Consider the following 12,223-nt stretch of genomic DNA (forward strand, 5'->3'; position numbering starts at 1 on the left):
ATGAACCATAATCATTTATCACTTTTGTGTAAAATAAATCGATTATGCCATCTGTTTCAAATAAAGGGCTTTCTATGCCCCAATCACCTATACGTAAATTAGTTCCGTTTGCAGAAAATGCTAAGAAAAAAGGAGTTAAAGTTATTCATCTTAATATTGGGCAACCAGATATAAAAACACCTCAACAGGCATTAGATGCGGTAAAAAACAACAACATTAATGTTCTTGAATATAGCCGTACCGAAGGTTCTGAAGAATTTAGAACCAAAATTGCAGGTTACTATGTTAAGAATAATATTCCGGTAAGTGCTTCTGATATTATTGTAACGACTGGTGGATCTGAAGCACTATCCTTTGCAATGAATACTGTTGCCGATACGGATGATGAAATCATAATTCCTGAACCTTTTTATGCCAATTATAATGGATTCGCCACAGCATGTGGAGTTCAAGTGGTGCCCGTAGTTTCAAAGTTAGAAGATAACTTCGCCCTACCTCCTATAGATGATTTTGAAAAATTAATTACCCCAAGAACGAAAGCTATCTTAATATGTAACCCAGGAAATCCTACCGGGTATCTTTATAGTAAAGAGGAGATTCAAAAATTAGCATCCTTAGTTAAAAAGCATAATATATTTCTTATTGCCGATGAGGTATATAGAGAGTTTACCTATGACGATAAAGTACATACCTCTATATTAAAGGAAGATGGATTAGATGATCATGCAATTATCATCGATTCAGTTTCAAAAAGATATAGCATGTGTGGTGCTAGAATTGGTTTTCTTGTTTCCAAAAACAACGAGTTTATTGCAACGGCACTTAAATTTGCACAAGCTAGACTTTCGCCGCCTACCTATGCTCAAATTGCAAGCGAAGCTGCCTTAGATACTCCAGACAGCTATTTTGAAGAAGTGAAAACAGAATATGTTGCAAGAAGAAATATACTAATTGCAGAACTAGAAAAAATTGAAGGAATAAAAATTGCCAGACCTCAAGGTGCTTTCTATTGTATTGCTGAGTTACCTATTAAAGATGCAGATCATTTTGCTCAATGGCTATTAGAAGATTTTAGAGTAGATAATGAAACTGTTATGGTTGCACCGGCAGCTGGATTTTATGCTACAGAAGGTCTCGGAAAAAACCAAATTAGAATTGCTTATGTACTTGACCAAGATAGTCTTAAAAGAGCAGTGCATATTTTAGGTGAAGCTCTTAAAAGCTATAATGGCTAATGATAATACATGAAAATTTTTCATTAAAGAATTACAATACATTTGGTATTGATGCTACTGCAAAATATTTTGTTGAAATTAATTCATTGAAAGAATTAAGAAGCATTATTGGCAATAATGATTATCCACGTAAAATAGTTATCGGTGGCGGCAGTAATATGCTTCTTACCGATAACATAGATGCGCTTTTTATTCATATCAATTTAAAAGGTAAAAGTATTATATCTGAATCACCTGATACGGCTCAAGTAAAAATAATGGCTGGTGAAAATTGGCACGAAATGGTTATGTGGTCACTTGAAAATGGTTTTGGAGGTTTGGAGAACTTGTCACTTATACCTGGAAATACAGGTACTGCACCTATACAGAACATTGGTGCTTATGGAGTGGAATTAAAAGATTGCTTTGTTAGTTGCGAAGCTATTCGAATTGAGGATTTGCAACTAATAACACTTAATAAAGAAGAATGTAAATTTGGGTATAGAGATTCTTATTTTAAAAATGAAGGCAAAGATAAATATGTAATTACCTCAGTTACTTTTTCACTAACAAAGGATAACCATATAATTAATTCTGGTTATGGTGCCATTGAAGAGCAATTAGAGCGCGACACAATTAAAAACCCTACCATAAAAGATATTTCTAACGCTGTAATTGCTATACGACAAAGTAAACTGCCCGACCCTAAAGTTTTAGGAAATAGTGGTAGTTTTTTCAAAAACCCTATGGTTTCAACAGAAGTTTTTAATGAGTTTATCAGCAAGCATCCTGAAGCTCCTTTTTATAAAATTTCTGATTTAACATATAAAATTCCTGCTGGTTGGTTAATTGAAAAATGTGGATTTAAAGGAAAAAGATTCGGTGATGCAGGTGTACACAAAAATCAGGCATTAGTACTTGTAAACTATGACAAGGCTACAGGAAAGGAAATTTTAGCACTTGCTTCAAAAATTATTGAAGAAGTCCAAAACAAATTCAATATAACAATTAGTCCAGAGGTTAATTTAATAAAATAACCCCTGTAAAATAAATTACAAGGGTTATTACCAAACCAAACCAACCAAAAACAAAGTGGGCAGTTACCAGCCGACCACTTATTCAATATATATTTTTAGATAACGCATCATTAACAATCAATTTTATAATTTAGCGTTTAAACATATACGTTTCAATCTTAGTATTTGGATGTCCATTTAAAAAAATATGTACATCTTTTAAATTATGAGCACTCTATTAGAAAATCATATTGTTGAATTATTACAAGAGCGAAACGAAAAAGCGATTTCACTTCTGTACGATAATTATGCCGACACTTTATTAGGAGTCGCGAACAAAATTGTACGCGATCCAGAATTGGCTCAAGATGTTGTTCAAGAATCTTTTGTGAAAATTTGGAAAAAAGCTGACACATATGACCCTAAGAAAGCAAAACTTTTTACTTGGCTTTTTAGGATTACCCGTAATACTGCAATTGATAAGTTAAGAAGCGTTAACACAAAATCAGATAAGGAAATCCAAATCGATGTTTCTGACGTATATACGTTAGGCGTAGAAAGTACAAGGCCAGAGTTAATGGATGTGAAAGAGCACCTTAGTAAAATCGAGGATAAATACCAGATTGTTCTAGAAGCTCTTTTCTTTCAAGGCATGACCCAACAAGAAGCAAGTGATGAGTTGGATATTCCTTTAGGAACCATTAAGTCTAGATTAAAAATAGGTTTGCGCGAATTAGGTAAAATTTATGGTCCTGCGCTTTTAGCTATCATGTTAAATATTGTATTATGAAAGACAAAATAAAAATTTTTCTAGATTCTGATTTATTAGAAAAATATCTTTTAGGAGCTACTACCGATTTAGAAGCTATGCAAGTTGAGCGATATATTGCTATGTATCCTGAAGTACGCGATACTTATAATGAATTGCAAGATAACCTTGAAATTTTTGCAAAACTACACGCCATCGAAGCACCAAAAGGGCTAAAGGATAAAATTCAATCAAGATTAAAAGCTGAGAGAAGTGGAAGAAAAAAATTCTTCAGGTATGCTATCGCGGCAAGTATTACTGCAATCATGTTTGCAGGAATTTCAACTTTCTTCTGGAATCAAAATCAGAGTTTACAACAAGAGAATAGCGTGGTTAGCAATAAGATTAAGTTGCTTGAAGAAAATATGAAAGAACAGTTAGAAGATGTACGTAACCAGTTTATCGTACTAAACAACCCACAAACAAAAAAGTATAATGTAAAAGGTAATCAAAAAGCAAAAGACCTAAAAGCTGTTGCTTATATAAATCCTGTAAAAAAATTATCTTATATAAATGTGAGCAAATTACCTCACATTCCAGATAGTCAATGTTTTCAAATGTGGGCTGAGGTCAACGGTAAAATGATTAATCTAGGTATCATTGAAGAAGCTGGCGATCAACAAAAATTAATGGCGTTACCTTATGCCGAAAATGCTGTTGGCTATATTACCATTGAACAGAAAGGTGGTAATCATGCTCCTAGTCTAGAAAATATAGTAGCGAATATAGCTTACTAGCATTTCAAATATAAAGTATTCTTAAAGCCCCAATTTTGGGGCTTTATTTTTTATCTTTGTTTAAAATTAGCTTATGAAACTATTATTTTTAACCATCGGTTTATTAGCATTGGCTTTTGCAGGTATCGCAATTAAAATTTGGTCTAAGAAAGACGGTGAATTTGCAGGAACTTGTGCTAGCCAAAGCCCATTTTTAAATCAAGACGGACAAGCATGTGGTATGTGTGGCAAATTACCCACCGAACAAGATTGCAAAAAAGATATTATTTCTGAATAAGGTAAATTCATTCTTATTGAGCTTACCTATCCCAAAACCATTTTTTGAACAACGTAGACAATTTAGAAGAAACAATACAAAAGGCGAAAGAAGGCAACCAAATTGCTTTTAGTCGCTTGTTGGATATGTTTTGGAACGATGTTTACGGCTTTCAATTAAAACGTACCGAAAACGAAAATGACTCGGAAGATATTACTATTCAAACTTTCTCTAAGGCATTTGATAAGATACAAACGTATAATGAATCTTATGTATTTAAAACTTGGTTGATAGCCATTTCTAAAAACATACACATAGATTTAGTTCGTAAGCGCAAAAAAAGCCTGTTAGACTCTAGAAGCAGTGCCGAATCAATAACCAGCGCATTAGATGTAACACCTTCAATGGAAGATCAGTTGATACAAGAACAGAATTTAGCTGATTTATTAAGGGACATTAAAAAATTAAAACCGCACTATCAAACCGTTATAAACCTTAGGTATTTTAATGAATTAAGTTATGCAGATATTGCAGCAAAATTAAATGAACCTATAAATAGTGTTAAAGTAAAGCTTCTTAGGGCTAAGAAATTGCTTTCTGAAATCATTAAAGCAAGGAAGTAAACTACTATTTAACCATCTTCACTTTCACATTGCAAAAGCTGATTGTTTCAAAGGTAATTCTACTTTATAGACACTTTTTAAGTTCGTATATTTGTATTAAAATATTAGCATGTCTACAGTCCTAAATGAAAATGTTGCTCCACCTAAAGGTAAACCGAAATGGCTTAGGGTTAAATTACCTACAGGTAAAAAATACACACAACTAAGAGGTTTAGTTGATAAGTATGACCTTCATACAATTTGCACTAGTGGTAGTTGCCCAAATATGGGAGAATGTTGGGGCGAAGGAACCGCGACCTTCATGATATTAGGTAATGTTTGCACAAGATCATGTGGTTTTTGTGGAGTAAAAACTGGTAGACCGGAAAATGTTGATTGGGCAGAACCAGAAAAAGTGGCGCGTTCTATTAAGATAATGGGCATTAAACATGCTGTTGTTACTTCTGTAGATAGAGATGACCTTAAGGACATGGGATCTATTATTTGGGCCGAAACGGTAAAAGCCATTCGTAGAATGAACCCAACTACTACTTTAGAAACTTTAATTCCCGATTTTCAAGGAATCGAAAAACATTTGGACAGAATTATAGACGTTGCCCCAGAAGTGGTTTCCCATAATATGGAAACGGTTAAAAGGTTGACTAGGGAAGTACGTATACAAGCAAAATACGAACGTAGTCTTGAGGCACTTAATTATTTGAAAAAGCAAGGTGTTAATAGAACTAAATCTGGAATCATGTTGGGTCTTGGTGAACATGAAGACGAGGTAATTACTACTTTGCAGGACTTAAGAAGTGTAAACGTCGATGTCGTTACCATAGGCCAGTACCTACAGCCATCTAAAAAGCATCTACCTGTAAAGGAATTTATCACCCCAGAGCAATTTAAAAAATATGAGGACATTGGCCTAGAAATGGGCTTTAGACATGTGGAAAGCGGTGCATTGGTTAGATCATCTTACAAAGCGCATAAACACATTCTTTAATTCGTAAGACCACAAACAGGAATTATTAAAATAATTTTTGTTTGTGGTCTTTTTTTACTTTTTTATCGTTCTATAATTTATTCACCTCCAACGTTAACCAATGCAAAAAATAAATATTGGCATTAATGGTTTTGGAAGAATAGGAAGAACCCTATTCCGCCTTTTGCAACAACAAGAACATTTAAATGTAGTTGCCATTAATGATTTAGCAGATACAAGAACACTTTCTCATTTATTAAAATACGACAGTATACACGGTACATCACCCCATATAATCGGGCATGATGAAAAACATATTATCATTAACGGCAAGCAAATTCTATTATCTAACGAAACCCATCCTTCTAAAATTAACTGGTCATCTACTAATGTTGACTTGGTCGTAGAATGCACGGGGAAGTTTAAGGACCGAGAAACATTAGCTTTTCATATTTCAAATGGGGCAAAAAAAGTTATTCTTTCTGTACCACCATCTGAAGATGATATAAAAATGATTGTTTTCGGCATAAATGAAGATACTTTAAACGCCACTGATGATATTATATCAAATGCATCATGTACCACCAATAATGCCGCACCCATGATTAAGGTGATAAATGACCTTTGTGGTATTGAACAAGCCTACATCACTACCATACACTCCTACACCACCGATCAAAGCCTACATGACCAACCCCATCGCGATTTAAGAAGGGCACGAGCAGCAGCTCTATCTATTGTACCCACAACAACTGGTGCCGCAAAAGCTTTGACAAGAATATTTCCTGAACTAGCAGATTCTATTGGTGGTTGTGGCATTAGAGTACCTGTGGCCAATGGATCTTTAACTGATATCACTTTAAATGTGAAAAGGACTACAACTATTGAGGAAATAAATGATACATTTGAAAAAGCATCGAAAAATCAGTTCAAAAATATATTGTGCTTCACCGATGACCCAATAGTTTCTATAGACATAAACAATAGTTGCTATTCTTGTACGTTTGATTCTTTAATGACCTCTGTAATAGGAAGAATGGTGAAGATTATTGGTTGGTACGATAACGAAACCGGTTATAGCAGCAGAATCATTGATTTGATGAACTACATGAACAGTAAAAATTATATTTGAACCTATTATTCTTAAATAGAGCAATTAAATTCTTTATAGTCCCCATTTTTATTATGGCGACTACAACTTGTGCATTTTCACAAGACTCGCTTAGCTCAAATGATATTCAATCTTATTTCAACCAAGCGAGAAAATTTAAGAATCAAGATAAAATAGATTTAGCCCTTGAAACTTTAAATACAGCAGCGAATGAAGCTGAAAAGAAAGAGGATATCAAAGCATTAATTGATAGTCTTCATGAGCTGGCATTGCTGTATCTAAAAATTGACAAAGAAGGAGATACAGAATTCTATTGGGATCGCGCCAGTGTATTATTAAAAGATATTGAATACCCATACGGGGATGCAATGCACAAATATATTGAAGCAATTCTCTTGCATCGAAGTAACCGAAATTTTCAATCATTGTTTATGCTGAATGAGGCAAAACAACTTAATAATGATAGAAATTTTTATAATAATCTGCTGTTAACCGAGGCTAGAGTTTATATTAGTTTAGAAAAATACGATAGTGCTAAAAAAAATCTAAACTCTCTTATTATAAATACAGATATTCATGAAAAAGAATATCTCACTTCGCAAGCATATTTAACTCTTGCAGAATTAAATTTAAAAACTGACAGTTTAACTGAGTCGGCTAAAAATGGAGAAAATGCATTAGTCGTAGCACAAGTCAATGGCTTTTTAGAAGATATAAAAACAGCTAATGCGTTATTAAGCAATGTGTATGAGAGGTTAGGTTTGTATCAAAAATCTTTAGTCAACAGTCAAAACCTAATTCAGCTAAAAGACTCTATTTTCAACATAGAAAAAAATAAAATTGAAGCTAAAACTGCCGATAAAATAAAAGACGATTACAAGACAGAAGAAATAGCAAGGCAAGAGAAGAAAATTGAGGAACTAACAGAATCGCAAAATAGATCTGAACTTACCGCAATTTTAGCGTCGGCTTTTTTGATTATTATATCACTGCTAGCAGTTACCCTGTATCGTAACAATCAAATCAAACTTAAAACGAACGATTTACTTCAAACCAAGAATAAAGAATTACAAATAGCACGAGATGGCGCTGTACAAGCTATGGAAGCGAAGACAAACTTCCTTTCAACTGTTAGCCATGAACTTAGAACTCCATTATATGCCGTTACAGGCCTAACCCATCTTCTTTTAGAAGAGGAGCCGCAAGAACATCAAAAGGAGCATTTAAAGGCATTAAAATTCTCCGGTGATTATTTGTTAAATTTCATTAATGATATACTTCATATCAATAAAATTGACGCCAATAAATTAGAACCTCTTAATATGGAGTTTAACTTAAACAAGGTTATTCATGAGGTTATTAATTCATTGACTCAAAGCGCTAAAGCAAACAATACCAAATTGATTCTGGAGTATGATGCCGAGATACCTGGGCATTTATTAAGTGACCCATTAAAGCTTTCACAAATTTTCATGAACTTGATTGGTAATTCTATCAAGTTTACGAAAGGTGGTGAAGTAAAAGTTGTTGCTAAACTGCTTAATAAAGTAGAAGACGATGTAACGATTTATTTTGAAGTAAGCGATAATGGTATTGGTATTTCAAAAGAAAAGCAGAAAAGTATTTTTGAAGGATTCGAACAAGGTTCAATTCAAATAAACCGTGAATATGGAGGAACTGGTTTAGGACTTACTATTGTAAAAAGTCTTTTAGGACTGTTCAATAGTAAAATAGAACTTGAGAGCACATTGGGAGAAGGAAGTTCTTTCTTCTTTGAAATTGAAATGAAAAGTCTTGATGATCTTCCAGAAGATTTTTCATTCGAAATAACACCTCGCGATTACGATTTTAAAAATCTTCACTTATTAATTGTTGAGGATAATAAAATCAATCAAGTAATCACTAAAAAAATGCTATCTAAAAAAGGCATGACTAGTGACATTGCCAACAATGGTTATGAAGCCATTACTTTGGCTCAAGAAAATGTTTACGATGCCATTCTTATGGATATACATATGCCTGGTATTAGTGGCGAAGAAGCCACTATTGAAATTAGAAAATTCAACCAAGACACACCCATTATTGCATTAACCGCAATTTCATTAGATGATAGTTTAGAAAGTTTTTATGCGGCTGGTTGTAATGACGTGGTCACCAAACCTTTTAAACCTGAGGTTTTCTATCAAAAAATAGGTGAGAACATTTTTGATAAAGATATTAGGAATTCGTTGTCATAAATCTTTCTAATTCCGTTTCAAATATTTTAGCATCATCATCTAAAAATTGATGTGAGACTTCAATGTAATGTAAATTGGTGAGTTTAGATTTTAACCGCACATAATCCTTCTCGGTAGTAAGAATACATTCTTTTCCTTTTAACACAGTAATTTCCTGTTCGGTAAAAAAATGATGATCATTAAACTTCAAGTGTTCAAATACGAGTCCCTCTCCCAATAAAAATTTTTCTAATGGAACCGGATTTGCAATACCTGTAACCAAGGTCACTTTTTTATCCTTAAGGTCTTCGAGGTTTATATTAATACCCTTCAATTCTTCATTATAAGACAGAAAGCTAAAGAGAATTTTTTGATGCTCCTTCGGATTGATTTTATCTACTATTTTATTTCTTTCTGATAAAGATAAATTCTTAGGGCATTTGGTGACTACAATTGTATTTGCTCTTTGTGCCTCCCTTTTAGAATCTCTTAAATTACCGGTCGGTAAGTACCAATCATTCACGTAGATATTATTGTACGCCGTTAAAAGGATTGAATAGTCTGGCTTTACTTTTCGATGTTGAAAAGCGTCATCTAATAAAATAACATCTGGTTTAACTATCTGTTCTAATTGTGCAATCCCATTTCTTCTATCAGCATCTACTGCTACCGCTACCTTTTGAAATTTAGATTTTAATTGAAACGGTTCATCCCCTAAATCTTCAACACTGGTTTTATGAGTAGAAAGTAAAAAACCATTAGATTTTCTTTTATATCCCCTACTTAAAATTGCCAATTGATATTTTTGATGAAGTGACCTTACCAATAACTCAATCATAGGAGTTTTACCGGTTCCGCCAACACTTAAATTACCCACACAGATTGTTCTTGTGGTAAATGATTTTGAAGAGAAAATTCCTAAATCATAACATCGGTTTCGCAAAAACACAATTAAACCGTAAACTACTGAAATAGGAAGAAGAAGTTTTCGTAACACCTGCATCAGTACGAAATTATAATAATTTATCTTTGAATACCTTATTTTTCAATAAAATGACTATAAACACAATAACCCAAATTTTAGAGGACTTTGCTCCACTAGACTATGCAGAAGATTTTGATAATGTAGGGCTACTCGTAGGCGACTCATCTTCCAAGTTAACTGGAGTTTTAGTCACCTTAGATACCCTTGAAAATGTTGTTGATGAAGCAATTGCTAAAAAATGCAACTTAATTGTCAGCTTTCATCCTATTATTTTTGGCGGACTTAAGAAAATTACCGGTAAGAATTATGTAGAACGGGTAGTTATAAAGGCTATTCAAAATAATATTGCTATTTATTCTATGCATACTGCTCTAGATAATGTAAGTCATGGTGTAAATGGAAAAATTTGCGAGGTATTGGGCCTATCTAATACTAAAATACTTATACCACAAAAGGGCACCCTAAAAAAACTAACCACCTATGTACCTTTAGCAAATGTTGAAGAAGTTAAAGAAGCTCTTTTCAATGCGGGCGCGGGTGAAATAGGAAATTACTCGAACTGTAGTTTTTCTACCGAAGGCAAAGGAACATACAAAGCAAATGATAAAGCCAACCCAGTAAAAGGTACAATTGGTGAAATCCATACAGAAAAAGAGGTTATGTTAACCTGTATTTTTGGAAAGAACGATGAGCACACGATTCTTAAAAATTTAATGGCTGCTCACCCCTACGAAGAAGTGGCATACGACATTCAAACCTTAGATAACACCAACCCATATATTGGCATGGGTATGATTGGAGAACTAAAAGAAGAGATCTCAGAAATTGAGTTTTTAACTGATTTGAAGCAAAAAATGAAAACTTCAGTGGTTAGGCATTCTAAATTATTAGATAAGCCAATTAAAAAAGTTGCAGTTTTAGGAGGTAGTGGTTCATTTGCAATTAGCGCTGCAAAAGCAGACGGAGCAAATGTTTTTATTACCGCAGACCTTAAATATCATCAATTCTACGAAGCTGAAAATCAAATGATTTTGGCCGATATAGGACACTTTGAAACTGAGCAGTTTACAAAAAACCTTTTAGTTGATTATCTTACGAAAAAAATTCCTAATTTTGCAATCCATTTATCGGAAAGTATAACAAATCCCATCAATTATTTTTAATATGGCAAAAAAAGAAGATTCCTCTGTAGAAGCAAAGTTAAGAGCATTATATGATTTGCAATTAATTGATTCTAGAGTTGATGAAATAAGGAATGTTCGTGGTGAACTACCTTTAGAAGTAGAAGATTTGGAAGATGAAGTCCTTGGCCTAAAAACGAGAATGGATAAACTTAAATCTGATTTAGAAAATATAAATTTCGAAATCGGTGCTAAGAAAAACCTTATTGAAGAAGCAAAGACTCTAATTAAAAAATACGGTGAGCAACAAAAAAATGTTCGTAACAGTAGAGAATTCAATTCAATTAGTAAAGAATTAGAATTCCAAGAATTGGAAATTCAATTGGCTGATAAGAATATTAAAGAATTCAAAGCTCAAATAGAGCAAAAGAAAGCGGTTATTTCTGAAACGAAAGAGCGTTTGTCCGAGCGCGATGCTCACTTAAAGCACAAGAAAAGCGAATTGAATGCTATTCTTGCTGAAACTGAGAAAGAAGAAAAAGCATTGTTAGAAGAATCAATCAAATTTCAAGATAAAATTGAAGACCGCTTGGTTAAGGCTTATGCCCGTATTCGTAAAAATGTTAAGAATGGTTTAGCAGTTGTGCCAATCGAAAGAGGTGCTTCAGGTGGTTCATTCTTTACTATTCCACCTCAAGTACAGGTTGAAATCGCTTCAAGAAAAAAAATCATTACCGATGAACATAGCGGTCGTATTTTAGTTGATCCTACGTTGGCTGAAGAAGAAAGTGAAAAAATGCAAAAAATGTTTGCTAAATTATAGCAGTATTTAAGTGAGTCGTCCTAAAATAGGTTGACAGTTTTTAAATAATTAATATTAAACCAGAGAAGCTAGCTTCTCTGGTTTTTTGTTGTGTATAAAGTTAGGTGTTTTATATTTTAGACTCAAGTGTGGTCTTTTGTTATTATATGTTCTTATTGATTCTGCTATGAGCTTTTTTAACTCTTTGCCACTGTTACATTTATAGATTAAGAATTCCCCTTTCAATATGCCGTTCATTCGTTCTGCCAATGCATTTTGGTAGCAGTCATACCCGTCTGTCATTGACGGGACCATATTACTTAGCCTTAGTTCTTTTTGGTATATGGCCGAGCAATACTGCAATCCCCTA

General features: G+C 33.5%; 13 protein-coding genes. 11 read left to right on the top strand and 2 right to left on the bottom strand.

The window, feature by feature from the left end; all coding sequences use genetic code 11:
• Positions 1 to 44: 44 nt before the first annotated feature.
• The 9 genes from BMY56_RS17835 to BMY56_RS17875 all read left to right on the top strand — a co-directional run bounded on the left by BMY56_RS17835 (position 45) and on the right by BMY56_RS17875 (position 8,966).
• Positions 45 to 1,235: a pyridoxal phosphate-dependent aminotransferase gene (locus BMY56_RS17835; protein WP_091627455.1), complete on the top strand. Its 1,191-nt coding sequence runs from the start codon at positions 45 to 47 to the stop codon at positions 1,233 to 1,235.
• On the top strand, positions 1,235 to 2,251 hold the full coding sequence (murB, locus tag BMY56_RS17840) for a UDP-N-acetylmuramate dehydrogenase (RefSeq protein ID WP_091627457.1): 1,017 nt from the start codon (positions 1,235 to 1,237) through the stop codon (positions 2,249 to 2,251). Before BMY56_RS17835 ends, murB begins: the two co-directional genes overlap by 1 nt.
• 205 nt (positions 2,252 to 2,456) lie before the next feature.
• Positions 2,457 to 3,020, top strand: a complete 564-nt coding sequence (locus BMY56_RS17845; RefSeq protein WP_091627459.1) for an RNA polymerase sigma factor — start codon at positions 2,457 to 2,459, stop codon at positions 3,018 to 3,020.
• Positions 3,017 to 3,775 (top strand): anti-sigma factor, encoded by a 759-nt coding sequence (locus BMY56_RS17850; RefSeq protein WP_091627462.1) that lies wholly within the window; start codon positions 3,017 to 3,019, stop codon positions 3,773 to 3,775. The genes BMY56_RS17845 and BMY56_RS17850 overlap by 4 nt, the downstream gene beginning before the upstream one ends.
• 73 nt (positions 3,776 to 3,848) lie before the next feature.
• A complete protein-coding gene (locus BMY56_RS17855) occupies positions 3,849 to 4,052 on the top strand; it encodes a membrane or secreted protein (protein ID WP_091627465.1) in 204 nt (67 codons plus the stop codon).
• 44 nt (positions 4,053 to 4,096) lie between these two features.
• Positions 4,097 to 4,654, top strand: a complete 558-nt coding sequence (locus BMY56_RS17860) for an RNA polymerase sigma factor (RefSeq protein ID WP_143057846.1) — start codon at positions 4,097 to 4,099, stop codon at positions 4,652 to 4,654.
• Positions 4,655 to 4,763: 109 nt separating this feature from the next.
• Positions 4,764 to 5,639, top strand: a complete 876-nt coding sequence (lipA, locus tag BMY56_RS17865) for a lipoyl synthase (protein WP_091627467.1) — start codon at positions 4,764 to 4,766, stop codon at positions 5,637 to 5,639.
• A 100-nt stretch (positions 5,640 to 5,739) separates the two neighbouring features.
• Positions 5,740 to 6,750, top strand: a complete 1,011-nt coding sequence (gene gap, locus BMY56_RS17870) for a type I glyceraldehyde-3-phosphate dehydrogenase (RefSeq protein WP_091627470.1) — start codon at positions 5,740 to 5,742, stop codon at positions 6,748 to 6,750.
• Between the two features lie 53 nt (positions 6,751 to 6,803).
• A complete protein-coding gene (locus tag BMY56_RS17875) occupies positions 6,804 to 8,966 on the top strand; it encodes a hybrid sensor histidine kinase/response regulator (RefSeq protein ID WP_091627473.1) in 2,163 nt (720 codons plus the stop codon).
• On the opposite strand, the gene lpxK is transcribed toward BMY56_RS17875, so the two are convergent.
• Positions 8,947 to 9,948, bottom strand: a complete 1,002-nt coding sequence (gene lpxK / locus BMY56_RS17880) for a tetraacyldisaccharide 4'-kinase (RefSeq protein WP_091627475.1) — start codon at positions 9,946 to 9,948, stop codon at positions 8,947 to 8,949. The two genes, BMY56_RS17875 and lpxK, sit on opposite strands and share 20 nt — an antisense overlap.
• Positions 9,949 to 9,998: 50 nt before the next feature.
• Between lpxK and BMY56_RS17885 the strand changes: the two genes are divergently transcribed.
• Complete coding sequence (locus tag BMY56_RS17885) at positions 9,999 to 11,093, top strand: Nif3-like dinuclear metal center hexameric protein (RefSeq protein ID WP_091627478.1); 1,095 nt, start codon at positions 9,999 to 10,001, stop codon at positions 11,091 to 11,093.
• A 1-nt stretch (position 11,094) separates the two neighbouring features.
• Positions 11,095 to 11,874: a zinc ribbon domain-containing protein gene (locus BMY56_RS17890; protein WP_091627480.1), complete on the top strand. Its 780-nt coding sequence runs from the start codon at positions 11,095 to 11,097 to the stop codon at positions 11,872 to 11,874.
• 54 nt (positions 11,875 to 11,928) lie between these two features.
• On the opposite strand, the gene BMY56_RS17895 is transcribed toward BMY56_RS17890, so the two are convergent.
• Positions 11,929 to 12,223, bottom strand: a 295-nt coding sequence (locus BMY56_RS17895) for an integrase core domain-containing protein (RefSeq protein WP_218144581.1), incomplete at its 5' end; no start/stop codon positions are given.

It is taken from the genome of Maribacter orientalis (genome assembly GCF_900109345.1).
GTDB lineage: Bacteria > Bacteroidota > Bacteroidia > Flavobacteriales > Flavobacteriaceae > Maribacter > Maribacter orientalis.